The organism is Phenylobacterium sp. (genome assembly GCF_024508875.1).
Classification (GTDB): Bacteria; Pseudomonadota; Alphaproteobacteria; order Caulobacterales; family Caulobacteraceae; genus Phenylobacterium.
This window is the reverse complement of record NZ_JANINU010000035.1, coordinates 1-24,837: the sequence shown is the minus strand read 5'-3', so window position 1 is coordinate 24,837 and position 24,837 is coordinate 1. Positions and strand designations below refer to the sequence as shown.

The window sequence follows — 24,837 nt, the reverse complement described above, 5'->3', positions numbered from 1 at the left end:
CGCCGGCGTCGGCAAGCCCTTGAGCGAGGCGTATCGCGGCGCTCTCAGCGGAACCCCCACTCCTGAAGAAGAGCTCGTTCCCGATCGCGTCGCTGCGAAGCATCCAGCCGCCCTCGGTGGGGACGATCGAAATCGCTTTCACGACGTGCCCTCCAACCCGCTGGTCGGCAGTATATGTCTGCGGCACAGCTCTCAAGAAGGGGCGAACCCGCGCGAGGCCCCAGGCCGGAGATTGGGGCCGCGCGGCTCTGGCGGTGTCACGCGTCTATGACGGCGCGGACCCGTGCCGCGAGCTGTTCGAAGGTGAAGGGCTTTGGCAAAAGTTCGACGCCCGGATCCAGGCGGCCCTGATGGACGATGGCGTTGCGGGAGTAGCCGGTCGTGAAGAGCACCTTCAGTCCGGGCCGCATGTTCCGAGCCTCGTCGGCCAGCTGACGACCGGTCTTGCCGGGAAGCACGACATCGGTGAACAACAGATCGATCCGTCGCTCACCGGCGAGAAGTCGCAGCGCCGCCTCGGCTTCGAACGATTCCACGACCTCGTAGCCAAGCTCACGGAGGCTCGTCACGCTGTAGGTGCGGACGTCCGGATTGTCTTCGACCACGAGGACCACCTCGCCGCCCCTTGCCACGGGGCTGGCTGCGGTCTGGGCCCTCTCGGCGACCGGCGCCTCCCCATAGTAGCGAGGGAAGTACAGTTTCACGCAGGTGCCCTGGCCTTCCTCGCTGTAGACCATGGCGTGGCCTCCGGATTGTTTTACGAAGCCGTAGACCATGCTGAGTCCGAGGCCCGTCCCCCGCCCAGGCTCCTTGGTCGTGAAGAACGGCTCGAAGACCTTCTGGAGGAGATCGCCGGGGATGCCCGTGCCGGTGTCCGCGACCGAGATCATCACATACTGGCCGGGAACCACCTCGACGTCCTTCGTCGCGTAGTTGGCGTCGAGGTAGGTGTTCGCGGTCTCCAAGGTGAGCTTTCCGCCGTCCGGCATGGCGTCGCGCGCGTTGACGGCGAGGTTCAGGACGGCGCTCTCGAGTTGATTCCTGTCCAGCTCCACGCGCCATAGGCGCGGCGAGAGCACGCCCTCGAGCTCCACATCCTCCCCGAGCGTCCGGTGGAGGAGTTCGGTCATGTCGCGGACGACCACATTCAGGTCGAGCGGCGTGGGTTGAAGCGCCTGCTTGCGCGAGAACGCCAGGAGCCGCGCCGTGAGCCCCGCGGCTCGCTCGGCCGCCGTCCGAGCCATGTCCAGGGCGCGGCTCGCCTGGGCGCTCGGCTTGCTGCGCGCGATCCGGTCCAGGCCCCCAATGATGACCGTCAGCAGGTTGTTGAAGTCATGCGCCACGCCGCCCGTGAGCTGGCCGACGGCTTCCATCTTCTGCGACTGGAAGAGCGCCTGTCGGGCCTCCTCAAGCTGGCGCTCGGACTCCATCCGCTCGGTGACATCACGGGTGATTTTCGCAAATCCCACGAACTCACCGGCCTCGTCGTGGATCGCATCGACGATCACATGAGCCCAGAAGCGGGTCCCGTCCTTGCGCAGGCGCCACCCTTCGATCTCCCAGCGACCATCTCGGCGGGCGGTTTCCAGCCCGGTGGCCGGCACGCCGGCGGCCTGTTCCTCCGCGGTATAGAAGCGGGAGAAGTGCTGGCCGATGATTTCGTCGGCGCGGTAGCCTTTGATCCGTTCGGCCCCAGCGTTCCAGCTTGTGACGTGACCGTTGCTGTCGAGCATGTAGAGGGCATAGTCGCTCACGCCCTGGACGAGCACCCGGAACTGCTCCCGCGTCTCGGCCAACTGCTGCTCCGCGTGGACGCGTTCCGTCACATCGTAAGAGGTGCTCGAGGCCCCGATCCGCTCGCCGTCCTTGTTGAAGAGCGGGCTGAAGCGGACCTCGTAGTAGCGACGCTCCAGGCGATGGTCGCCGAACTGCTGAACAACGATGTAGGCCTCGCCGTTCAACGCACGCATCCAAATTTCACGCTGCTGAGCCGCATGTTGAGGGGTCTCAGCGAACAGCGATAGGAAGTTGTCCCCAACGCGTGGACGCCTTCCGAAAGCACGCTCGAAGGCGTCCACGTTGGCTTTATTGATCGCCAGTATGCGAAATTCGAGGTCCAAGGCCGTAATTGCCTCGCTCGAACTTTCGACGATGTTGGCGTATACTTCTGACTCTGTGGGCTGCACGCTGTATTCAACCGACCGAGAGCGATTGGTGCGGCAACCTGCCGCGTTGCCACCCCGGACGCAACCTCTGTCGAGTGCGGTGGTCGAGCAGCAACGCCCTCAGGTGGCGACGATGTTGGGAATGGCGCGCGACAACGTCGCGCCGTTACGTCGAGCCACTGACAGGGCCGACGCGAGCTTATGCGGCATCCTACATCCTAACGCCTAGCTTGGTCGAACACATTGCGTTTCGTCATTGCCGCGCGCCCTGCCGGGGCAGAGTGGGCGGCCTGGCCGAAGCGGCCAGGCGCGGCGAAGCCTGCCCCTCAAACCGCGCTGACAGTCGACGTCAGCCGCCGCCCGACCTTAAATGGCCAGGGCTCGCGAAGGCATGCGGGGGAAGAGCGTGATCCGTATTGCGAGGGTCCGATTTGCGATCGGCAGCGATAGCCTATCGGGTTGGGCTGGCTCGGGATGGGCCGCCTTGGCCGTGGCCCTGCCCACCTTGGCGATGCTGGCTCTTAATACTGCGCTCGCGGGGGTGGTGCCGCCATTCCTCACCTATTTCCCGGCGGTCACGCTGGCGGCGCTGTTCCTGGGTCCTGCATGGGGGACAGCGGTGCTCGTGTGCTCGGCGGGTCTGGCGAACTACCTCTTCATCCCCCCGCTGTTCGCTTGGTCGGTCTCATCCGACAACGTACTCGTGACCGGACTCTACCTCTTCGCCGGCGGCCTCATCGTTGTGACCGCCGCGACGCTACGGACATCAGTCCGTGAGCTGGAGGCAAAATCGGCGCTTGAGCGAGACCTGAACGCCGAACTGCAGCACCGCGTGAAGAACAATCTGGCCGTGGTACAGGCTCTGGCGCGCCAGACCGTCGCTTCGACGCCGGAGCCGGACCAATTCTATTCGGCGTTCCGGGGCCGACTGATCGCCCTCAGCGAGGCTCACGACGTGCTGGTGTCGGGCAAGTGGACCGGCTGTCGCTTGCCTGAGTTGGTCGACGCTGCCGTTCGCCCCTTTCGCTCGGAAGGCGTCTTCGCGATCGAGGGGCCGAATTGCGAGCTTCCCGCTCAATCCTGTGTTCCGCTGGTCATGGCGCTGCACGAACTGAGCACGAACGCGGTGAAGTACGGGGCGCTTTCCACGCCTGCGGGTCACGTCTCGGTTCGATGGGAGGTCGCAGGCGGGGGCTTCCGGCTGACTTGGCGCGAGGCGTTCGGGCCGCCGGTGAAGAAGCCCAAGAGAGTCGGTTTGGGATCTCGCCTCCTGACCCGTCAAAGCGGTTTGGATGACGTCGCCCTACAGTTTCTTCCGGAAGGGGTTGTCTGCGAGATCGCGATCTCCGGCGCGGTCGAACAGACGTAGCGGAGCAGAACCCTCTTCGCCTTTAGCCAGAGACTATGGTTGAGGTCAGCAATGGGCCGGAAGCGGTCACAGGACCGGAGGGCGTTCGAAGGTCCGCTTTCTGACCGGATCCCAAGGTCGGCTGTTGACGCATTGCGAACAGAGACTTGACCCTTTGCTGGGACAGGTAACACAGCGCATTGGTCGCGCTGCTGCGATCTAAGCCGCCGCTTCGCGCTCGATCAGCGCCTGCTTGCGATCCACGCCCCAGGCGTAGCCCGACAGGGAGCCGTCATTACGCACGACCCGGTGACAGGGAATGGCGACCGCAATGTTGTTGGCCGCGCAAGCGCCGGCGACGGCGCGGACGGCCTTCGGCGCGCCGATGGCCGCGGCGACATCCGCATAGCTCACGGTGCGGCCCGCGGGCACATCACGCAGCGCCTGCCAGACTCGCTGCTGAAAGGCCGTGCCGCGGACATCGAGCGGCAGGTCCAGCCCGATCCGCGGTGCCTCGATCATGCCGACCACATCGGCGACCAGCTTCTCGTAGTCGCCGTCGCCGCCGATCAGACGCGCACGGAGGAAACGGTCCTGGAGATCGCGGACCAAGCCCTCCGGATCGTCGCCGATCAGGATCGCAGCCACCCCCTTGGCGCTGGACGCCACGAGGATGGCGCCCAGCGAGGACTGGCCCACTGCGAAGCGGATCTCCTCGTCGGGCCCGCCCGCGCGATACCGGCTCGGCGTCATGCCCAGCATCTGGTTGGATTTCTCGTAGAACCGACTGCTCGAGTTGAAGCCCGCCTCGTAGATCGTCGACGTCACCGATTGGCCCTGGGCCAGGTTGGCGCGCACGCGGTCTGCCTGTCGCGCCTTGCCGTAGGCCTTGGGCGTGATACCGGTGACGGCCTTGAACAGCCGATGGAAGTAGCTGGGGCTGAGGCCCACGGCGTCAGCAACCTCGCCCAGCGAGAGCATCTCCTCGCTGTCCTCGATCAAGCGGCAGGCCCGCGCGACCCGGGCAGCGTTTTCTGCGTCAAACGACGCGCCGTCCGGGTTGCAGCGCTGACAGGGCCGACAGCCCGATGCCTGGGCGGAGGCGAGGCTGTCGTGGATGCGGACGTTCCTGGGATTGGCGGTCCGGGACGGGCAGGATGGCCGGCAGTAGATCCCCGTCGTAGCGACGGAGTACCAGAAGGCGCCGTCGGCGGTACGATCACGCGCCACCACGCGCGCCCATCGCGGATCGTCCTTCGCGGGCGCAGACTTCGCGGCCAGGGGTGTCGCTGAATTCGCCATCGTCGTGTCCTCCGAGAACCAGTGACGCGATCCTGCCGCCAGCGAAATCGGCCAACACTCCGGGTCTTGCTTTCAAACTGGAATACGACCTTTCACGAGAGCGCGCTGCCGGACGGGCAGCGGTTTTCGGACGCGTCGCTCAGAGTCCGATTCCAGCGCAAGAACCGGAGTTCGGGCCGGTCCGGGGCGCGGCATCTGTGGGGTCATTCAAACCCACGGAGCCACCATGACCGCCCCCCACGTCACCATTGAACCGTCGATCCTCTACCTCGGCACGCCGGTCGTCCTGATCAGCACCCAGAACGAGGATGGTACGGCCAACGTCGCCCCGATGTCGTCGGCCTGGTGGCTGGGTTGGCGGGCCATGCTGGGCCTGCAGACCGCCTCCCAGACGCCTCAGAACATGATCCGCACCGGCGAGTGCGTCCTCAACCTCACCTCGGCGGCGCAAGCTGACGCCGTGAACCGGCTGGCGCGTCTGACGGGCACGAAGGAGCTTCCCGAGCTGAAGAAGCAACTCGGCTACGCCTACGAGCCCCGCAAGTTCGAGGTCGCGGGCCTGACCCCCGTCGCGTCGCAGACGGTGGCCGCACCGCGCGTCCTGGAATGCCCGATCCAGCTGGAAGCGGTCCTTGCGTAGCGTCACGACATCATGGCCGACGACCCTCAGGTCGCAGGTCTGATCTCGGCCTTCGAGGTGCGCATCACCCGGGTCCACGTGCACCCGAGTCTGCTCATGGATGGCCATGAGAGCCGGATCGACCCCGGCAAGTGGCAGCCGTTGATCATGAACTTTCAGAAGCTCTACGGGGTCTCGAACACTGAGATCGTGCCGTCCCGCCTGGCTGAGATCGCAGAGGACAAGTACCGCATGCCCGACGTGGATCGGGCGCGTCTGGCCGGCTGACAGTACATCTGCGGTCTCTTGGTTGCGCTCGGCGTGGAGGAGGAGAGCGGCAGAACGTCCGCTCTCCGATCCGAATTCAACGTCGGCTCCACAGCTAGTCTGGCGAACCGTTGCTTCCGTTGCCGTGGCGATGCGAACGTCCGTTTGCTGGATCGATCCCAATGTCGCCTGATGGCGCCTAGCTGACGATGGAGACATCCACCTTCAGGCACCCCTGGCGCTTGGCCGCAGAAGGTCTGCCTCCTGGCGCGTCAGTGACATTGCAAGGGACGACTGCGGTGTCGGAGACGGAGCTAGCGTCGCGACCTTTGGGCAAGCCACATAAAACGAGCAGCACCCCCTCCCCTGGCGGAAGAACTCGACCCGCCACCCTTTACGGAAATCCGCCCGAACTGTGCCCTCAGCTCAAGTCATGGCCTGAGCGTTGGACCGCGCGATACAATTCAGCGAACAGCTCGATTGGATCGCGGCCGAGTGCCTGCGCGATCCGCATGAACTCGACCAGATCCAGACGTCGCTGAGAGCCTTCGATCAATGAGATATGGCTTTGGTCGCGACCAATACGGGAGGCAAGTTCCTCTTGCCTCAGTCCAGCGTCTTCTCGCGTACGGCGCAGCACGTCGACGATCACCTGATTTGCGCCGGTGAAGATCGTCTTCGGCATGAAGGCCCGTCCGCGGGAGGGCCTTCCAACTAGATGACGATATTACATATGACGATTTTCCATATTCGCTTACCGTCGCTCTCCGGAGCGCATGATGTTCGAGTTCAAGAAGGATCGCCGACCGGCGGCCGAGCCGGCCAGCGACTGGCCCGCCGCCGTCGCCGACCTCTACCGCACCTACGGCAATTGGGTCGTCGCCTTCCTCGCCCGCCGCTTCGGCCGCGAGATCGCCGAGGACCTCGCCCAGGAGACCTTCCTGCGGCTCACCCAGCACCCGCTGGACTGGCGCAGCCCCAAGGCCCTGCTCGCGCGGATCGCCCTCAACGTCGGCCAGGACCACCTGCGCCGCGAGACGGCCCAGAAGCGTCCCCGCCTGGTCACCGGCGAGGACGTCCCCGAAGGCGTCGCCCTCCCCGACCAGCACGAAGCCCTCCTCCACCGCCAAGTGGTGGCGAAGCTCCCCCGCAACCTGCGCGACGTATATGTCTTGAGCCGCTTCGGCGGTCTGACCTATGCTGAGATCGCCACGCACCTCGGGATCTCGGTCAAGGCCGTGGAGAAGCGGATGACCCAGGCGCTCAAGCTCTGCATGGCGCGATACCGCGGCTAGGCGACGACGCAATGAGCGATCCCCAACCGAAGCCCCCAGGACCCCCGCGGACGCGCGCCCAGGAAGAGGCCGCCGCATGGCTGGCCCGCCTCGGCAACCATTCCATCTCCACCCAGACGGTCCGCGAATTCCGCGACTGGCGCGACGACCCCGCCAACGACGCCGCCTACGTGGAGGCCGAGGCCTTCTGGGACGCGTCCGGCCAGCACGCCGCCGACCCCGAGATCCTGCGGATGACGCAGGAGGCGCTCGACCGCGGCAAGCGCCGCACGAGCTGGCGCGCCTGGCTGAGGGGCCCGCGCCTGGCCGGAGCCCTCACCCTCGCCTCCCTCGCCGCGGCGGGCGCCACGGTCCTGGCCGTCCAGCAGCTCGAGCCCGCCTACGCCACCGACGCCGCCGAACAGAAGGTCGTCCGGCTCGAGGACGGCAGCCGGGTGCACCTCAACGTCGACAGCCAGGTGAAGGTCGCCTTCACAGGCGGCGAGCGCCGCCTCACCCTGACGCGCGGCGAGGCCTTCTTCGAGGTCGCCCACGACGCCGCCCGCCCGTTCGTCGTCGAAGCCGACGGCGCGCGCATCCGCGCGCTCGGCACCAAGTTCGACGTCCGCCGGCTGGACGGCGGCGTGCGGGTGACGCTCCTCCAGGGCTCGGTCCGGGTCGGACCCGACGCCGGTCCGGGCGGCGTCGTCCTCGCCCCCAACCAGGAAGCCCTCGTCTCCTCGAACGGCGCGATCCGCAAGGTCTCGACCGACGCGGCGCGCACCACGAGCTGGACCACCGGCCGCCTGGTCTTCCGCGACACCCCGCTCGCCGCCGCCGTGGCCGAAGTCAACCGCTACAGCGACCGGAAGGTGGAGCTCGCCGGTCCCGGCCTGGCGGACCGCCCGGTCAGCGGCTTCTTCGACGTCGGCGATTCCGAGTCCTTCGCCCGCGGCGTCGCCGACCTCTTCGACCTCAGCCTCAGCCGCGGCGACCGCGGCGCCTGGAAGCTCGCGCCCGCGGCCGCCGCCCCGCCCGGTCCGGGCGCATGACAGATTTTTTTCGTCCCCCGGTAGGGTCGCCCGCGCCGGTGCACGTCTCCCGCGCCTGACGGACTGCGACGTCAGAAAGCCCGGTTGACGTGACCGGCTCGACCGCGGCCCGCGGGGGAAGCTTGCATGCGACGGGTTGCGTTGGGTCGGAGTCTGCGCCGCGTTCTGTTGGGGTCCCTGGCGACGAGCGTCCTCGCCGCCGCGGCGACGCCCGCCCTGGCGGCGGGCCCGAAGCCGATCAGCCTCCCCGCCGGCTCCCTGGAACAGGCCTTGGGCGTCCTCTCCCGCCAGACCGGCGACCAGCTCATCTTCCCGCCGGACCTCGTGACCGGCCGAACCGCCCCGGCCCTCGCCGGCCGCTTCACCACCGAGGACGCGCTGCGCCGCCTGCTCTCGGCGCAGGGCATCGAGGCCCGCCGGACCGGCCCGCGGATCGTGGTGCTCAAGCCCCGGCGCCCGGCGGCGGACCGGGGCGCGGCGGGGGGCGCGGCCGCGGGCCCTTTCGGCGGTGACGGCGAAGGCCAATCCGCCCCGGCGCCGGCCGACACCGCGATCGCCACGGCGCAGCCGATCCCGAAGGCGGCGCCCATCCTCCTCGACGAGGTGAAGGTCACCGGCAGCCACATCCGCGGGGCCGCGGTCACCGCCTCGCCCCTCGTCGTCATCGACCGGGACGCGCTGGACCGCCTGGGGCGCACCACCCTCGCCGAGGCCCTGAACACCCTGCCCCAGGCCTTCGGCGGCCAGAGCACCGAAGGCACCGTCGCCACCAGCGCCGACACCACCGGCGGCAACAACACCTATGCGACGGGGATCAACCTGCGCGGCCTCGGCGCCAACGCCACCCTGGTGCTGGTGAACGGCCGCCGCTCGGGCGGGTCCGGCAGCAACGGCGACTTCGTCGACATCTCCAACCTGCCGAGCATCGCGGTCTCGCGCGTGGAGATCCTGCTCGACGGCGCCTCGGCGACCTACGGCTCGGACGCGGTCGGCGGCGTCGTCAACGTCATCCTGCGGCGCGACCTCGACGGCGGCGAGATCCGCGTCGGCGCGGGCGCGGGCCGCGCCGACAGCCCCCGCGAGTTCGAGGTGGGCGTGGTCCTCGGCCACACCTGGCGCACCGGCAGCGTCCTGTTCGCCTACGAGGGCTACCAGCGCGACGCCCTCAACGCCGACGACCGGCCCTTCGCCGCTTCCGCCGACCTGCGCCCGTTCGGCGGGACAGACCGGCGGTCCACGAACGCCTACCCCGGCAACGTGGTCGCCATCGATCCGGCGACCGGCGTCACCGGCCCCTACTACGGGATCCCGCCGGGCCAGGCCGGCGTCGGCCTGCGCCCGTCCGACTTCCGCCCCGGCCAGCTGAACCGCGCCAGCCGCCAGACCGGCTTCGACTTCCTGCCCGGCCAGCGCCGGCAGGGCGGCTACGTCGCGCTGCACCAGGAGCTGAGCGACAGGGTCGAGGTCTCGGGCGACCTGCGCTACGGGTTCCGGGCCGCCAAGACCCACATCGCCGCCCCGACCGCCAACCTCACCGTCGGGCGCAACAACCCGTTCTTCGTCTCGCCCAACGGCGCCGCCTCGAACCAGATCCAGTACTCGTTCATCGGCGAGCTGCCGAACCCCATCACCCGCGCCACCGCCGAGACCATCTCGACCTCGTTCGGCGCGCGCGTGCGGCTGCCCCGCGACTGGGCGGCCGACGGCTACGTCGCCTGGGCGCAGGAGATCGACGAGGCGCGTCCCCGGGGCTTCATCAACACCCTGATCCTGGCCGAGGCGCTGGGAAATTCGCCGGACCGGCCCGAGACCGCCTACAGCCCCGCCCGCGACGGCTTCTTCAACCCGTACACGGGCGCGCCGTCGAACCCGCAGTCGGTGCTCAGCGCCATCTCGTCCGGCTTCACCCAGAGCCGCTCGAAGAGCCGGGTCGCGAGCGTCAACCTGCAGGCCGACGGCCCGCTCTTCCGGCTGCCCGGCGGCGATCTCAAGCTCGCGGTCGGGCTGAACGCCCGGCGCGAGACCTTCCTGCGCGGCGGCGCGAGCTACACCTCCACCGCCGCGCCGGTGATCTCCACCGGCGTCCACGGCGACCGCACCGTCGCCGCCGCCTTCGCGGAGGTCCGCGCCCCGCTCGTCGGCGGGGACAATGCGCGGCCGGGCGTCGCGCGCCTCGAGCTCTCCGGCGCCGTGCGCCTGGAGCGGTTCAGCGACTTCGGCCGCACAGTGGACCCGAAGGTCGGGGTGATGTGGTCGCCGATCCGCGACCTCACCCTGCGGGCCACCTACGGCCAGTCGTTCCGCGCGCCGGGCCTCACCCAGCTCCTCAACGAGCAGATGCTCACGGCGGTCGGCTTCACCATCAACGGCGTCCAGCAGCAGACCCTGGCCTTCCAGGGCGGCAACCCGGACCTGCAGCCCGAGACGGCGGAGACCTGGACGGCCGGGCTCGACTACCGCCCCGCCTGGTCGCGGGGCACGCGCCTGTCGCTGACGTATTTCGACACCGACTTCCAGGACCGTATCGGCCGGCCGGTGACCGAGAACCTCGCCGGCGTCTTCACCGACCCGCGCCTGGCCGCCTTCGTGCGCCGCATCAGCCCGGCCACAAACCCGGACGACCTGGCCTTCGTGAACGCGGCGCTGGCGCTCCCGATCACCCAGGCCTCGGCGCGGCTCTTCCCGCCGACCAGCTACATCGCGGTGATCGAGCTGCGGCAGGTCAACACCGGACAGCTGCACATCCGCGGCCTCGACGTGCAGGCCAGCCAGGAGCTCGCGGCGTTCGGCGGGCAGCTGACGGTGCGGGCCGACGCCACCCGGCTGTTCGCCTACGACCAGCGGCTGACGCCGGCGGCTCCGGCGATCGACCTGGCCGGGGTCACCACCTATCCGGCCAAGCTGCGCGGGCGGCTCTCCGCCGACTTCCGCAAGGGCTGGGCGAGCGGCGGCGTCGCGATCAACTACGTGGGGGCCTTCCACGACCTCACCGGCCAACGGGTCGACGACCAGGCCACGGTGGACCTGCAGCTGCGGCTGAAGGCGCCGAAGGGCCGCTTCGAAGGCGCGGGCCTCAACCTCTATGTGCGCAACGCCTTCGACAAGGACCCGCCCTTCTACAACAACCCCTTCGGCTTCCCCTTCGACCCGGCCAACGCCGACATCGTCGGGCGCTTCGTCAAAGTCCAGCTCACCCGGAGCTGGTGATGTCCCCCGCAGGGTCCGGACGGGGGGCGGCCCACGCCGCCGGCCTCGCCCTGGCCGCGACGCTGCTCCTCGGCGGCGTCCCGGCCGGCGCGCGGCCGCTCGAACTCGACGACCTGCTGCGCCAGCAGAGCGTCGGGGCGGTCTCGATCACGCCCGACGACCGCTGGGCGCTGGTCGAGCTGCGCGGCGGTCCCGCCGAGGCCGCGCGCTTCGACTTCGGGCGGTTCAATCCGCTCTTCCGTACCCGGCTGATGGTGGCGGACCTCAGGGCCGGCGGCGCCTTGCGCCCGCTGATGCGTCACGATCCGGGCGCCGGCTACCTCGCGGGGCCGGTCTCGCCGGACGGCGCCCGCGTCGCCGTGTTCCGGCTCACCGCCGGGCGCTGGGACCTCGGAATCGTCATCATCGCCACAGGCGAGGTCCTCTGGACGGGGACCACGCCCGAAGCGCCCTCGGCAGGTCGGACGGTGCAGTGGCTCACCTCCACCCGACTGGCCGCGGTCGTCCTCCCGCCGGGGGCGCTTCCCTACGAGATACGCGCCCAGCGGCCGCAGCTCGCCCTGCCGGCGCGCTGGGCGGCCACCGCGGCGGGGCAAGCCGCCGTGACGGCGGTCGGGAGCGGCCGGTACATCGGCCTGCGGCCGCACGGGCCGCCGAAGCGGCTGGTGACGATCGCGGCCGACGGCCGGGTCCGGGAGATCGCCCGCGGCGACATCGTCGACCTCGAGGCCTCGCCGGACGGCCGGCGCATCGCGCTGCTCGAGGCCGCGGAGGACATCCGCCTCGCGCCGGGGCGCCCGGTGCAGGGCGCCTACGGCGTCGCCGACCGTCGCATGCGCCTGCGGATCCTCGACCTGGCGTCCGGCGCGGACGTCGCGCCGTGCCCCGGCTGCGATCTCCTGGCGAGCCTGCTGGCGTGGTCGGCGGACGGCGGGCGCCTGCTCGTCTATGCGCGGGCGGACGGCGCGCCCTGGACGGCGGGGCGGTTCGTGCGAATCGACGCGGCCTCCGGCGCGGCGACCCCGCTCGGCCCGAACGTGCGGGCCGCAATCGCCGGGCGTCCCGAACGGGTCTACGCGGGCTGGCTGGGCGACGATCCCGTCGTGTTCGGTCGCCCGGCGGCGGCGGCGCGCGACGACTGGCTGCGGCTGGCCCCTGACGGAACCACGCCCGTGCTGACCGGCGCGCTCGCCCATCCCGGCGCCGCCGACAGCGTCGTGGCCGGCGGCGAACTGCTGACGCTCGCCGACGGCGCGGCCTGGGCGATCACCGCGGAGGGCCAGGCGCGGCGACTCCCCACGCCGGACGTGCGCCCCCTGCCCCGCCCCGGCGGCGAATATCCCGACCGCACACGCGCCCCGCTCAACGGTCCCGAAGGGCTGCGCGCCCTGGCGTCCGACGGCGGCGCAACCTGGGTGGCGCACCTCGACGCCGTTCGGGGCGCGAGCCGCCTCGCCGCACTGCCGCCGGGGACCCGGGCGCTCGCCGCCGGGCGAACCGGGGCCTTAATCGAAGAGTCCATCGCCGGCGACGCGACGGCGCTCGCGTGGCGGACCCCCGCCCGGGATTTCCCCCTCGTTCGACTGAACCCCGACCAGGCCGACATCGAGCGCCCGACGCCGCAAGCGGTTCGCCACGTCGGGCCGCGCGGCGAGCCTCTCACCAGCTGGCTGCTGGTCCCGCCCGGCGCCGCCGGCGCTGCCCCGCCGCCCCTGGTGGTGATGCCCTACCCCGGCTCGGTCTACCGGCGGCCGCCGGATCCCGCGCGGCTGGACAGCCCGATGGCGTCGGCGTCGGTGCTGGTGGGGCACGGCTACGCCGTGCTGCTGCCGAGCCTCCCCCCGCCCGCGGGCGACGCCGGTCCGGCGGAGGACCTCGCCGGCCGCCTCCTGGCGATCGTCGACGCCGCCGCCCGCCAACCCGACCTCGCCGGCCGCTTCGACCCGACGCGCCTGGCGCTCTGGGGCCACAGCTTCGGCGCCTATGCGGTGGTGGCCTCGATCGGCCAGACCGACCGCTTTGGCGCCGCCGTGGCCAGCGCCCCGGCCACCGACCTGATCGGGGTCCACGGGGCGTTCAATCCCGTCCGCCGCATCTACCCCGAGGCGGGCGTCTCGACGCCCTGGACCGCCGGCTGGGTGGAGGACCTGCAGGGCGACATGCGCGCCCCGCCCTGGGCGGACCCGCAGCGCTACCTGCGCAACAGCCCGCTGATGGGGGCCGGCCGGATCGCGACGCCCCTGCTCCTGGCCTACGGCGAGATCGACGGCTCCCATCCGGCCCAGGCCGAGCAGCTGTTCTCGGCGCTCTACCGGCAGGACAAGGACGCCATCCTGCTGACCTACTGGGGCGAGCCGCACCTGTTCGGCAGCCCGGGGAACCTGCGCGACTTCTACCGTCGCGCCCTCGCCTTCCTGGACGAGCGCCTCGCCTTCAGCGGCAGCTCCACCGCACCGCCGCCGGCGCATCCGGCACGCGGGTCTGCCAGTAGCGCACCCACGACTCCAGCGCCGCCGCGGCGATGAGGTCAACGCCGTCCAGCCGGCGGATCAGCGCGTCGGGATCGAGGGCGGCCTCCACCGCGCGCCGGTCGAGCAGGCCGGCGTCGACCAGCACCCCGTGCAGGAGGTGCTCGCGCAACGCGGGCGCGCTCGCGGCGGCCCGCCGCGCGTAGAGGGACGTGAGCGCGCCCTTCGCGCGCCGCTGGACCACCGCATCGGGCAGCCACCCCGCGAACGCGGCGCGGGCCAGGCCCCGATCCCGCCCGCCGCGCACCAGCGCCCAGCTGGGGATCGACAGGCACAGCTCCATCATCGGCTTGGACAGCAGCGGCTGGACGATGTCGGCGGCCCGGCCGCGCCGGTGGGCCCCTTGCCCGGCGAGGCTGGTGGTCAGCGCCAGGATCTGCACCCGCTTGCCGGCCGGAACGTCCTCGAGGTCCGCGAGCCACGGGTGCGGCGGCGCGGGCGGCAGGTCGGCCAGCGCGGGCCCCGCGAAGCGCGCCGGTCGCCCGGAGAGAGTCCCCGGCTCGGCGAAGGCCTCGCGCCACACCGCCCACACCGACCGCCGCAGCCAGCGCGCGACCTGTCCGTTGAGCGGGTGGCCGAGCGCGCGCCAGCCGTGGTCGCGCCAGAGGTCGCCGATCACCCGGGCCGACGGCATCTGGAAGAAGAGGGCGTCGCCACCCTTCCCGGTCACCAGGGCCTGGGCCCGTCCCGCCCGCAGGCGGGCGGCGGTATCCCGGTCGCGGAAGGCGTCGAGCGCCCCGAAGGCGGGACGCGCATCCCGGCTCAGCGCGGCGAAGTCCGCCTGCGGCGCGACCGGCCCGGGCGCACGGTCGATCGGCACGAACGGCAGGCCGAGGCGCTCGCACAAGGCCGCCGCCCAGGCCCGCTCGTCGGCCTCGCGCCGGTCGCCCACATAGTGCAGGGCGGCCACGACCCGGCCCGCGAGCCCGGCCTCGGCGACCGCGGCGTTGACGATCGAGCTGTCGAGCCCCCCGGAGGCCTCGGTGGCGACGCGGCCGTAGGCGCCGACCTGGGCTTCGACCACCGCGCGGAGCGTTCCGGTCAGGCGCGCCTCGGCGGCGGCCTCGCCGCACCCCCGGCCGACCCAGTCCTTCGGCCGCCAGAGGCGCTCGGCCCGATCGGCGCCCGCGCCGGCGGGCTGGAGGACCCCCGGCGCCACCCCATGCACGCCGGCGAGACCGACGCTGGCGTCCCGCGACGCCGGGCGGCGGACGAGGTCCGCGATCACCGTCCAGTCCAGCCCGATCCGCGCCGGGAGCAGGCCGGGCGGCAGGCGGCGCAGCCCCGAGGCGGTCACCTGCAGGTCGGCCAGCGGCCAGGTGAAGGCCTCGACCGCGCCTGACGGGTCGCGGAAGACGTGCCACCGGTCGGTGGCGGGATCGCGCAGCACGGCGACGTAGGGGCCCCAGCACTCCTCGCAGAGCGTGCGGGCCCGCTGCGGCAGCGGGCCGCTCGGCGGCCGCGGTTGCGGCGCCGCCCCAGGGCGGGGAAACCGCCGGCCGACGATCACGAGGTCGGCGTCGGCGACGACCGGCGCCGGCCGCGATGCGCGCCCCCAGACGGCGACCCCGTCGCCCGCATGTTCGATCGTCCATCCGCCGTCGGCGAGGCGCTCGCCGACGGCGCGCGCCATCGCCCGGCCGGCAGCCGCCGGCGGCGCCCAGGTCAGGACGACGAAGGGGGCCTGCATCAGCCCACCGCCAGGATCGGTTCGTAGATCACGAGGCGCTCGGCCCAGTCGTCGAGCGCGACATCCTCGAGCTGCAGCCAGCAGTGGGCGCTGAACGGCCAGGTGGTCACGCCGAACACCCAGCGGGCGTCCTGCCCGGACCGCTGCAGGAAGCGCAGCAGCACGAAGCTGCGCACGAGGCACTTCCGCGGCATCGGGAGCCAGACGGCGGCGCGTTGGAAGACCCGCGCCAGGCGGGCCACCTCATCGGGATCGGCGCATTTCGGCGCGGCTCGACGCACCCAGGCCAGGATCGCCGGCAGCGGTCGGCCGCGATAGCGCCAGAACAGGTCCCACAGGGCGCCCGCGAGGCGAAGGCCGTCCTGCGCCGAGACCGGCTCTCCGGCGGCGGGATCGCCGAGATCGCGGCGCGGCAGGTCGGGCCGACGGCGCGGCGCCGGGGGCGCCTGCGGATCGACGAAACCCGCCGCGGTCAGCTGCGCCGTCACGTCCGGGGACGCCGGCGACACCGCCGCGCGGTCCGCCGTGGGACGCAGGAGCCGCCGTCCGTCGGGCACGCACAGGTAGGCGTCCGCCGCCGTGTCGAGGAGGACGGCGTCATCGCCGATGACGGCGAGGTGGATATGGGGGGCAAGCGCCAGGGGCATGGGGCGAACGGCGCCGGCGGGGAGCCGGCGCCGCCTGCGATCACGGGATGTCGTAGTAGACCTGGTCGTGCTCGAGGGCGTCGAAGCCCGTGTCGTCGTTGGTGCGGGCCTTGGCGCCGCCGAGGCTCAGGAGCCGGAAGCCCCGCAGGCCGAACAGCTTCATCATCATGACCTCCCTGGGTCGTAACCGCCGCTGATTGCGACGCGACAACTCCACAACCTGGGATGTGTATATTCAACCTATATTCGGTCTATTTTTTCAGGTCACGCACACCGGCCTCGAGGAGCGCGGCGAGCCGGTCCGACTCCCGGATCCGGACGGCATGGAACTGGCGCAGCAGCGCCAGCCGCTCGGCCCGGGACACCGCCCCGCTCGCGAGCAGCGCCAGCGCCTCGCCGTCGAGGTCGGCCGACAGCCGGGCCTCCAGCCGGCGGACCGGCCCGAGCTGGATCTGGCCGATGCGGAAGGCGGCGTACAGCGGCCGGCTTCCGGTGGCGGCCACCCATCGGCGGAAGAGCGCCTCCACGCCGGCGACCGGATCGATGGGGCCGGCGGGCTCGGCGTCCGGCGGCCCGGCAAGGGCCGGGGCCACGCGGTTCGCGCGTCGTGGGTCCAGCGCGATCAGGAGCTGCGCCAGGCTCAGCCGGTAGAGGTCGGCGACCTCGACGGCGCCGAGCAGGCGCACGAAGTAGCCCTGCCCGCGCCGGTCTTCCAGCAGCCCCTCCCCCGCCAGGCGCGAGAGCGCCTCGCGCACCGGGGTCGTCGAGAGGCCAAGCTCGTCGGCGAGGTCGACGGCGGTCACCCGGACGCCCGGCGCAAGCGTCCCGTCCTGCAGGCGCTCGCGCAGCGCCGACAGGGCGACATGGAAGGGCTCGGCCTGGGGCTCGGCCATCACAAACTCCGCGGGCCTGGGTCAGGCGAAGCGGCAAGGAGGCGCGGCGGCTCCGGACCGTGACAAGGGCGATATTTCCCCAGCGCGCGCGGCGCCGCCTGGCCGGCCCGCGAATATTCACAATGCACGCCAGGAAATGGCGGGCCGGTCGCCGGATCCGACACGGCCCGCCGGTCCGGTCGCCTACGCCCGACGCGCGCCTTCGGCCTTCGGCGCGATGCGCACGCAGCGCACGCCCCGCTCCCGCGCCTGCTCGGCCAGGTTCATCGCCGGCCCGAACGGCGGGGCGCCCGCCTCGGCCGCCGGGCCCAGGCTCTCGGGCAACACCAGGACGCAGACCGGCTGCAGCGCCATCAGCTGGTCGTTGGCGCGGAACGGGGCCGCGCGGCCGAAGCGTTCGAAGTCGGGCCGGGCCAGGACCAGGCGGACGCCCTTCTGCTGGGCCCAGCGCTTGGCCAGCCGTTCGCCGCCCTTCGCGCCGGTGAGCGCCAGGCTCATGCCGGGATATTCCGTGCGCGCCCAGTTCAGGGCGTCGAAGATGCGGTTCGCATCCTCCGGCGCGTCGCTGCGGGGCGAGGCGCGGAAGGCCACCACCGCGTCGCCCGGATCGGCCCCGGCCCGCTTGCGATCCTCGAGCGCCCGGAGCGCCGCCTGCGCGTCCAGCTGTGCGGCGCTGGTCCCGCCGCGCACCGATCCGCGCCAGGGGCTCCAGACCTCGCCGGTCGCGACCGCATAGGCCTCGGCGGCGGCGTCGCGCACGAACCCCATCGCGTCGGCGGCCACATCGAGCGCGTCGGCGCGCGCCTTGGCCTCCTGCAGATCGACGTCGGCGACTTCTGAGCCGTCGAAGTCGCGCAGCCGGTCCGCCAGCTGCTCGCGTTCCCGGTCGGCGTCCCGCTCGAGGCGATGCACGCCCGCGTGCAGCCCCCCGATGAGGGTCTCGCAGATCGGCACGACCTGGTCCTCGAGCGCGCCGCCCAGCAGCATGTCGAGCACCTCGCCCATCAGGGCGCGACCGAGTTGGGCGAGCTGCGGCTCGGTCGGATGGGGACGCGGGTCCTGCAGCGCGGCGGTGCGGGCGTCGAAGCCGTCGAGGTCGGCGGTATTGAAGAAGCTTGGAAGCGGTCGCATGGCGGTCTCCTGGGTTGCGAGCCGAAGCTCGCGACCTCCGGCCGCCGGCCCGGGCCGCGGGCCAGGGCGCCGTAGGCGGCGAAGCGCACCCTTGCCGGCGGCCCGGGCCGGTGGCGCTCCGTCGCGATCCTCCGCTTCGGCCGCGCCCGAGACCGGGACGGCGAGCCACACGCCGACGCCATCCGCCGCGGCGGTTCGAGGGACGGCCCCTTGGCTTCAGCCTGGGTGGGCTTCGCCGCTCGGAAGGGCCGCCCGTGGGCGGGCCGAGCTGCGTCGTATCGCCCGTCCGACGAGCGCAAACCCCAGGATCAGGGTCACCCAGACGGCGGGTTCGGGAACGGCCGCGAGCTCGCCGTGCACGGTAAGGTAGGTTCCCCGAAAGCCGGCGTGCTGCCAGCGCGGCCCCCCGGGGAATTGGCCCTGATTGCCGTAGAAGAAGTAGCCGTCGTCGGGCTCGTCGAAGCCGCCCGCCCAGATGCCGGAGAAGCCCTGGGTGCCGAAATAGCCGCTGCCGAAGACCAGCCCGTAGACGCCAGGCCCAAGGTCGAGCGACAGATCATAGAGCGGCTCGCCGCCCGAGAAGGTCGTGTAGCCCAGGACCTCGCCGTCGTCGAAGGGCGTTCCTGTTGGCAGCAACAGCCCGTCGGGCAATGCCACGATCGCCCCGAAAAGCGAGCCTTCGACATAATCGAAGGCGGCGCCGATGGCCGTCACGTGCGCCGCAGCGTCCAGGGTGAAGCGCACCCCGAGCCATTGCGGGTTGCCGAGGACGTCGTTGTAGTCGCCCGAGAAGATCGATACCGAACCTTCGCGATCCCCCTGGCTGTGAGTCTCGAAAAGGACGCCCGCCCCCGCGGGCGCCGGCGAGGCGATCATCGCCAGGCCCAGCACAAACGCTGCGGCCGCTTGGGACCAAAACCAATTTAGACGCACGCGACTTCCCCCCAACGCAACTTCAGGCAGATGGGGCGGCGACAGGGCCCCTGTAAACCGGACTCTCCCGGCGCGCGATCCGGCCGCACGGCCACGATCGATCTTGAGGATGTGGGCATCAGGCCTACGACCGCCGGCGTCGCAAGGCCGTCGCCGGGCGCGCCGTCCGCCGGAGCGTCGCCGCCGGGACCGGCCCTGGGTCTCAATGCACGCGGACAGGCGCCTTGCGCCCGAAGCGCGCGACGAGCTCGTCGCGCAGCTGGTCCACCTCGCGCTGCAGGTGGGCGAGTTCCCCTGGTGAGGCCGCCTGCCCCCAGGCGATCATCGTGATGCAGCGATCTAGGATGCAGCCGCCGGCGCCGTCACCACACCCCCAGACCTTGGCCTGGGGGTCAGGGGTGTGAGTCGGCCCTCGCCACCCACGCTTCGGCGGGACAACCGCGAGGGCGCTTGCGCCGGGATGGCGCGGATCGCCTAGCCAGGCGGCCGGACAGGCCCGCCGGCGGCCGCAGCCGTCGGCGAAGGGCGGGAGTTCAGGCGAGGAGGCTGCGGAGCGGGGCGACGGCGCGTACGATCTGTTCGGCCTCACGGAGGGAGCCGCAGCGCCGCGCGATCTCGGCCCAGCGCGAGATGGGCAGCCGGCCTTCGAAGTGGACGTCGCGCTCGATGGTCAGCTTGAAGGGTAAGGTCACGCCGGCGAGCTCGCGCAGGCTCACCGAGCCCAACTCGGGGGAGCCCATGTCGAGGTCGCAGAGGCCGAACATCGTGTCGCCGTCGGAATCCAGCTCCGTGATCAGCCAGGTTCCCGGCCCGGTCGGGTTGAACAGCTTCAGGACCGGGATCGGATCGCCGTCCGGCTCGGCGGCGTTGGCCGCCAGTTGCGGCCGAAGCGCATCGGGGATGAGGACGAGGCCGTCATCGTGGGGCTCGGTGTCGATCATGGGAGAGGTCTCCGGGCCGCCGGGCCGGACCACCCGTCCGCCGCGCCCGCCCGGTCCCGCCCTTCCTCCCCCTCCCGCTCCCCGGGGCGCGCCCCGAGCGCCTCGTTCCAGTCCCCGAACGGCGGCGGCGGCCAGCGCAGCGCCACCGCAAGGCCAAGCCTCCGAAGGTCGGCGGCGAGCGCCAGCGCCGAGGCTTCCCCGTCCGCGCCGCGGTCCGCGGCGATCAGCACGAAGCGAACGCCGGGCGGCGGACGCCACCGACGCAGATTGCGGGTCGCGAGCAGCGCCCAGGCCGGCAGACCGAACCGCTCGGCCGCCGACAAGCAGGTGAACACGCCCTCCCCCACCAGCAGACGCGGGCCGGGAGCGGCCAGACGCACGGCGGCACCGGCCGGACAGAGGCCGACGGTCTTGCGCGGGAGCCGGAGGCGAGCGCGGTCGCCGTTGGGGGCGAGATAGGTCACCTCCACCCCCACCACCTCCCCCGAGGCCGGCGCCCGGATGGCGGCCAGCAGGGCCGGCCGTCGCGGACCCGCGCAGGCGTAGACAGCCGCCGGAACCGCGGGATGGTGACGCAGCCCCTCAGCCGGCGCCGCGACGCCCCGCAGTTCGAGATGCCGCATCGAGAGCGAATGCCCGAGCGGACGGCCTTCCGACCACAGCCGTTGCGCGGCCGCCAGGCGTTCACGACGGCCGGGCGCGGGCGGCCCGGCCACGGCCGCGCCATCTGACGCGATCAACCGGCCTTCGCCATCCACCAGGCCGAGGTCCGCCAGAAGAGCGAGGACCTCGCGCCAGTCGTCGCCCGCGAAGCAGTTCACCACCACCCGGCCGCGCGAAAGCAACAGCGACACCGACCGGTCGTTCGCGCCGTGACGGGGTCCCGGCACATTGGCGCGGCGCCCGCCCGCCCAGAGATCTCCGCCCAGCGCACGGACGATCGCCGCCAGCGTCCCGTCCCGGGTCACAGGAGGCCCAGGCCGCGGAAGCTGACGACCTGCTCGTCGGCGACCAGAAAGTGGTCGTGGACGGCGATCCGCAGCAGCCGGCCGGCCTCGACGACTTGCCGGGTGGATTCGATGTCTGCTGTCGACGGGACACGGTGTCCGCCGGGATGGTTGTGGGCGAGCACCACCGCGGCCGCATCCAATTCGAGCGCCCGGCGCATCACCTCGCGCGGATAGACCGGCACGTGGTCCACGGTCCCCTCGCCCAGGACTTCGTCACGGATCAGCCGATTACGCTTGTCCAGAAAAAGGCCCAGCAGCTGTTCGCGCGAGCGTCCGGCGAGAACACCGTGCAGGTAGGCCGCGACAGTCTCCCAGCCGCTCAGCACGGGCCGCTGACGCAGCGGCGAGGCGAGAAGTCGCCGGGCGATGTCCTTGACGAGGGCGAGGCGCGCCGCGGCCTCCGGCGGCGCGAGGCGCAACAGCGCGCCGCCTGACGCCGCCAGTACCTCCGGCAACGAACCGAACTCAGCGAACAACGCGGCCCCCTCTTCGGCCGTCAGACCGGCCGCGACCTCCAGGGCCTCGCGGTCGTCAAGCGCGGCGGGGCCGAAGTCCTTGAGGCGGGCGAGCGCTTCGGAATGATCGGGAATGGGGCAGGGCATGTCGGTCTTCACGCACGGAAGCGACCCCCGAAGCGGGGCCGCCCCCTACCCGCCATCCCTCCCCCTCCCCTGGACTGCGAAGCCGACTATCCGGACTCAGGCCGGCGTCCATCGACAGGCCTCGGCTGAGCCGGACTGAGGCGGGCCGCGCGATCGCGTCGCAACCCGTCGAGGCCGAAATGGCGGTCCAGGCGACGCTGGTCCTGGCCGCGGCGGGCCGGCGTGTCACCGTGTGTGACGAATTCGGCCGTCCTGTTGACGTGGAGGCTTTGTCGCAAGACGTCTTGCGACGTCGGCGCTGAGGGCGCGCCGAAAGCTCGCTGCCTCAACCCGCCTCCTGGTTTCGTCAGGCTGGCCCGCGAGGACCAGAGCCGACTCTGCCCCGCCCCGGATCGCCAGCAACACCTGATGCGTAGCGCTCGATGTCGAACCGTGCGGCCCGGCACCGTCTTGTAGGTAGGTAGCAGCGGAGGCCAATGACGATGATCACAGTTTGGGGCGGGCAGACGTCGCGGTCGCTGCGGGTGGTCTGGCTGCTGGAGGAGATGGGCCTCCCCTATGAGATCCGGCAGGTGGACATGCTGGCCGCGGAGAGGGATCCGGCGTGGCTGGCGGTCAATCCCGGCGACTTCCTGCCCGCGATCCAGGACGGCGGGGCGACAATGGTCGAGTCCATTGCGATCCTGGAGTACCTGATGGAGCGTTACGGCCCGACGCCCCTGCGTCCGTCCTCCCACGACGCGGCGTTCCCGGCCTACCAGCAATTCCTGCATATGGGCGAGGCGGGCCTCGCGACCCTAATGATGGCGCCGCTCGTCAGCAGCTTCCTGGCCCCGGAAGCGGAAAGGGATAACTGGGCCGCGCGCTGGGCGCGCGGCGCCGTCGATCGCCGACGGCGCCTCGTGGCGCGGCAGCTGACGATCGGCCCCTTCATGGCCGGCGATCGGTTCACCGCCGCCGACATCTCGGTGAGTTTCGCCCTTTGGCTGGGCACGAACATTCCCGGGTTTGTGCTGAGCGACGCCGAACAGGCCTACCTCGACCGCACGACGGCCCGGGACGCCTACAGGCGCGCCTTCGACAGGTCTCACGAAAAGCCGACGCCCGATCCCGGCCCGCGAGGACGAGCGACGTGAACGATAACGACATGGCCGACGTCATGGCGGCGCTGGCCCGGCTGCAGTCGGGGGACGTCGAGGCCAGGCTGGAGCTGATGGACCTGTGGACGTCAGCGCCGCAGGCGTCTGCAACACGTCGCTGCACCCTGGCGCACTTCCTCGCCGATACCGAGACAAACCCGGCAGCTGAGCTTCGCTGGGATCGGATCGCCCTCGAGGCGGCGACCGGAGACGCATCGGGTGACGCGGACGCCGTGACGCAGCCACTCGCGGCGTTTCTCCCGTCCCTGCATCTCAATGTCGGGGACGCCCTGCGGCGCGTGGGCGACCCGGAGTTGGCGCGCTTCCACGCGCAAGCCGGGCTCGGCCGCGCGCGCAACCTGCCTGCCGACGGCTACGGTGAAGCGGTGCGAGCCGCACTTGAGAGACTGCTCGCCAGGGTGTCCTAAAGCCGCGGCGCCGCTTGGATGACCTCGGGCGCGGGGCTTCAGGTCCATCCGCCCACACCTTTTGCGGCGCCGACATTCGGGTGAATCCGCCCAAACGGCGTCTCGCCGTCCGCCGCCAGATGGCGGGGAACCAGGGAGCTGAACCAGGGACCTGTGCGTCTCCAGCCGATGGCGGAACCACGAAGGATGGAACGACGCAGCTCTTGGTGAGACGCAGCCTGACGTCTCAGGTTCGCAAGTTGCCGACATTGGAATCGGAGCCCGCAGCGGACATCTGACGCCAGATTTACACGGCTCCTCGGCCCACCCCGGGATGAACGACGTTCCGCCCACCTATGCGACCTGTGCGGTGGGGAGCCTGGGCGGAGTGGTCGTAGACGTCACGTCGCGGGACCTATTCCCCAGCGGCGCTGGGCCATACCGGAGATTGGAGGAACGCGGGCGTGACGAGAGCGCGGTCCCCTGCAATCCGCCTCGCCGCAACTGTGGATCAACCTCGACGCCGACGGCCCCAAGGGCGTCGCCGCGAAGCGTCTCCGCAAGAGAGGTTCCTCGTCCGCTCAAAAGCTCCGAACAGGAGCTGGCCCGGTCGTCAACGGGCCTGCCGCCTGTCTGCGCCTCGCCGCGTCTCGCTTACGAGAACCTTGCCTACAGGGCCGGGTGTCGCTGCCTTCCTCCTGGAAGACGTGTCAATCTCAACGTCCGGGGCTCTCCATCGTGGCGCGCGAGGCTTCAAGCCGCCCATGGATCGCGTTGGAACCGGTTCGCGGTCACGGGAACGGAGCTCCCGACGCTCGAGCCGGCCGAGATCGCCGAGGTTGCCTCCGGTCGAATAACATGGATCATAGTGGGCGGCAGGACGTTCCCCTAAAACTGTGAATTGAGGACGTTCCCTTCTCGCGCGAGCGATCGGGGATGATTTTGGACGGGAACAGGTTTTTCAGGCGCGCTGCGCCTGGGCCGCCGGATTCTGCCTCAAGTTCCGCAACCGCGGCGTTCAGGTCGTCGATCGTGCTCTCGGCAACGGCATCGGTCGCCTGAAGGAACAAGCCATGACAATCCGGACAACTGCGCATCGCGCTGCGAAGAGCGCTGCGCGGCTTCCTGCGCACGCTGGTGGGAGGCCGCCCCTATGATCGGCCTCGCCACGTCCCAGCCCAATACGTCGATCCTGACGCCCGCCGTGCGTCGGCTGAACGCCCTCACCGCTCTGGATGCAGACGCGATCGAGGCTCTCCGCGCCGCGCTCGTTCGCGTGCGCGCCTATCACCCGCCGCACGAACTTCTCGTCGAAGGGCGGAAGATCACCGAGACCCTGCTGTTTCTCGACGGCTGGGCGGCGCGGGTGCGCAATCTGCCCGACGGGCGTCGCGCGATCATGAACTTCCTGCTCCCGGGCGACCTCATCGGCAATTGCGACTACGATCATCCCGTCGCCGCCTCCACCGTCGTCGCGCTGACGCGCGTGGTCGTCTGCCCCGCCCCGCCGCGCGGACAGTCCCCCGCGCTTGATCGCGCCTACAAGCTCAGCCGCGCCACCGAGGAGGCCTATCTCCTCGCCCAGATCACGCGCCTGAGCCGCCTCAACGCGCATGATCGGCTGGCGGACCTGTTGCTGGAGTTGCTGGAGCGCCTCGACGTCGCCGGCCTGGCGCCGAACG

Annotated in this window: 22 protein-coding genes; 10 read left to right on the top strand and 12 right to left on the bottom strand. The window is 71.2% G+C overall.

All coding sequences use genetic code 11. The features are described 5' to 3' along the window. Positions 1 to 257: 257 nt before the first annotated feature. Positions 258 to 2,186 carry a PAS domain-containing sensor histidine kinase gene (locus tag Q0L11_RS03715; protein ID WP_296595503.1) on the bottom strand — a complete coding sequence of 643 codons (1,929 nt, stop codon included), beginning with the start codon at positions 2,184 to 2,186 and terminating at the stop codon, positions 258 to 260. A 463-nt stretch (positions 2,187 to 2,649) separates the two neighbouring features. Between Q0L11_RS03715 and Q0L11_RS03710 the strand changes: the two genes are divergently transcribed. Further along, positions 2,650 to 3,534: an HWE histidine kinase domain-containing protein gene (locus Q0L11_RS03710; protein ID WP_296595502.1), complete on the top strand. Its 885-nt coding sequence runs from the start codon at positions 2,650 to 2,652 to the stop codon at positions 3,532 to 3,534. Positions 3,535 to 3,732: 198 nt separating this feature from the next. On the opposite strand, the gene ada is transcribed toward Q0L11_RS03710, so the two are convergent. Continuing rightward, positions 3,733 to 4,815, bottom strand: a complete 1,083-nt coding sequence (ada, locus tag Q0L11_RS03705; protein WP_296595501.1) for a bifunctional DNA-binding transcriptional regulator/O6-methylguanine-DNA methyltransferase Ada — start codon at positions 4,813 to 4,815, stop codon at positions 3,733 to 3,735. A gap of 226 nt (positions 4,816 to 5,041) precedes the next feature. Between ada and Q0L11_RS03700 the strand changes: the two genes are divergently transcribed. Next, entirely contained in the window at positions 5,042 to 5,455 is a 414-nt protein-coding gene (locus Q0L11_RS03700; RefSeq protein ID WP_296595500.1) for a flavin reductase family protein, read from the top strand. Between the two features lie 12 nt (positions 5,456 to 5,467). Next, on the top strand, positions 5,468 to 5,722 hold the full coding sequence (locus Q0L11_RS03695; RefSeq protein WP_296595499.1) for a hypothetical protein: 255 nt from the start codon (positions 5,468 to 5,470) through the stop codon (positions 5,720 to 5,722). A gap of 400 nt (positions 5,723 to 6,122) precedes the next feature. Here the strand turns inward: Q0L11_RS03695 and Q0L11_RS03690 are convergent, their stop codons facing one another. Further along, positions 6,123 to 6,386, bottom strand: a complete 264-nt coding sequence (locus tag Q0L11_RS03690; protein WP_296595498.1) for a helix-turn-helix transcriptional regulator — start codon at positions 6,384 to 6,386, stop codon at positions 6,123 to 6,125. 94 nt (positions 6,387 to 6,480) lie between these two features. Here Q0L11_RS03690 and Q0L11_RS03685 point away from each other — a divergent pair, with 94 nt between their 5' ends. The 4 genes from Q0L11_RS03685 (at position 6,481) to Q0L11_RS03670 (ending at position 13,759) form a co-directional block, all read left to right on the top strand. Continuing rightward, on the top strand, positions 6,481 to 6,996 hold the full coding sequence (locus Q0L11_RS03685; RefSeq protein ID WP_296595497.1) for an RNA polymerase sigma factor: 516 nt from the start codon (positions 6,481 to 6,483) through the stop codon (positions 6,994 to 6,996). 11 nt (positions 6,997 to 7,007) lie between these two features. Further along, the gene (locus tag Q0L11_RS03680) at positions 7,008 to 8,027 is read left to right on the top strand and encodes a FecR family protein (protein WP_296595496.1); all 1,020 of its coding nucleotides are present in this window, start codon (positions 7,008 to 7,010) and stop codon (positions 8,025 to 8,027) included. Between the two features lie 126 nt (positions 8,028 to 8,153). After that, on the top strand, positions 8,154 to 11,234 hold the full coding sequence (locus Q0L11_RS03675) for a TonB-dependent receptor (protein WP_296595495.1): 3,081 nt from the start codon (positions 8,154 to 8,156) through the stop codon (positions 11,232 to 11,234). Continuing rightward, the gene (locus Q0L11_RS03670; protein WP_296595494.1) at positions 11,234 to 13,759 is read left to right on the top strand and encodes a prolyl oligopeptidase family serine peptidase; all 2,526 of its coding nucleotides are present in this window, start codon (positions 11,234 to 11,236) and stop codon (positions 13,757 to 13,759) included. The genes Q0L11_RS03675 and Q0L11_RS03670 overlap by 1 nt, the downstream gene beginning before the upstream one ends. Here the strand turns inward: Q0L11_RS03670 and Q0L11_RS03665 are convergent. The 9 genes from Q0L11_RS03665 to Q0L11_RS03625 form a co-directional block, all read right to left on the bottom strand. Continuing rightward, positions 13,668 to 15,452 (bottom strand): asparagine synthase C-terminal domain-containing protein, encoded by a 1,785-nt coding sequence (locus Q0L11_RS03665; RefSeq protein ID WP_296595493.1) that lies wholly within the window; start codon positions 15,450 to 15,452, stop codon positions 13,668 to 13,670. The two genes, Q0L11_RS03670 and Q0L11_RS03665, sit on opposite strands and share 92 nt — an antisense overlap. Further along, positions 15,452 to 16,099, bottom strand: a complete 648-nt coding sequence (locus Q0L11_RS03660; RefSeq protein WP_296595492.1) for a lasso peptide biosynthesis B2 protein — start codon at positions 16,097 to 16,099, stop codon at positions 15,452 to 15,454. The genes Q0L11_RS03665 and Q0L11_RS03660 overlap by 1 nt, the downstream gene beginning before the upstream one ends. Positions 16,100 to 16,139: 40 nt before the next feature. Further along, entirely contained in the window at positions 16,140 to 16,265 is a 126-nt protein-coding gene (locus tag Q0L11_RS03655) for a hypothetical protein (RefSeq protein WP_296595491.1), read from the bottom strand. 85 nt (positions 16,266 to 16,350) lie between these two features. Continuing rightward, positions 16,351 to 16,992, bottom strand: a complete 642-nt coding sequence (locus Q0L11_RS03650) for a GntR family transcriptional regulator (RefSeq protein ID WP_296595490.1) — start codon at positions 16,990 to 16,992, stop codon at positions 16,351 to 16,353. 183 nt (positions 16,993 to 17,175) lie between these two features. Then, the gene (locus tag Q0L11_RS03645; protein WP_296595489.1) at positions 17,176 to 18,123 is read right to left on the bottom strand and encodes a DUF2493 domain-containing protein; all 948 of its coding nucleotides are present in this window, start codon (positions 18,121 to 18,123) and stop codon (positions 17,176 to 17,178) included. 216 nt (positions 18,124 to 18,339) lie between these two features. Next, a complete protein-coding gene (locus Q0L11_RS03640; protein ID WP_296595488.1) occupies positions 18,340 to 18,999 on the bottom strand; it encodes a PEPxxWA-CTERM sorting domain-containing protein in 660 nt (219 codons plus the stop codon). Between the two features lie 590 nt (positions 19,000 to 19,589). Beyond that, positions 19,590 to 19,997 (bottom strand): DUF2958 domain-containing protein, encoded by a 408-nt coding sequence (locus Q0L11_RS03635; RefSeq protein WP_296595487.1) that lies wholly within the window; start codon positions 19,995 to 19,997, stop codon positions 19,590 to 19,592. Continuing rightward, positions 19,994 to 20,965: a toprim domain-containing protein gene (locus Q0L11_RS03630; RefSeq protein ID WP_296595486.1), complete on the bottom strand. Its 972-nt coding sequence runs from the start codon at positions 20,963 to 20,965 to the stop codon at positions 19,994 to 19,996. Before Q0L11_RS03630 ends, Q0L11_RS03635 begins: the two co-directional genes overlap by 4 nt. Further along, the gene (locus Q0L11_RS03625; RefSeq protein WP_296595485.1) at positions 20,962 to 21,621 is read right to left on the bottom strand and encodes a RadC family protein; all 660 of its coding nucleotides are present in this window, start codon (positions 21,619 to 21,621) and stop codon (positions 20,962 to 20,964) included. The genes Q0L11_RS03630 and Q0L11_RS03625 overlap by 4 nt, the downstream gene beginning before the upstream one ends. Positions 21,622 to 22,091: 470 nt before the next feature. Between Q0L11_RS03625 and Q0L11_RS03620 the strand changes: the two genes are divergently transcribed. The 3 genes from Q0L11_RS03620 to Q0L11_RS03610 all read left to right on the top strand — a co-directional run. Beyond that, a complete protein-coding gene (locus Q0L11_RS03620) occupies positions 22,092 to 22,745 on the top strand; it encodes a glutathione S-transferase family protein (RefSeq protein ID WP_296595484.1) in 654 nt (217 codons plus the stop codon). Further along, a complete protein-coding gene (locus Q0L11_RS03615; RefSeq protein ID WP_296595483.1) occupies positions 22,742 to 23,176 on the top strand; it encodes a hypothetical protein in 435 nt (144 codons plus the stop codon). The genes Q0L11_RS03620 and Q0L11_RS03615 overlap by 4 nt, the downstream gene beginning before the upstream one ends. Positions 23,177 to 24,308: 1,132 nt before the next feature. Next, on the top strand, positions 24,309 to 24,837 hold a 529-nt coding region (locus tag Q0L11_RS03610), incomplete at its 3' end, for a cyclic nucleotide-binding domain-containing protein (RefSeq protein ID WP_296595482.1).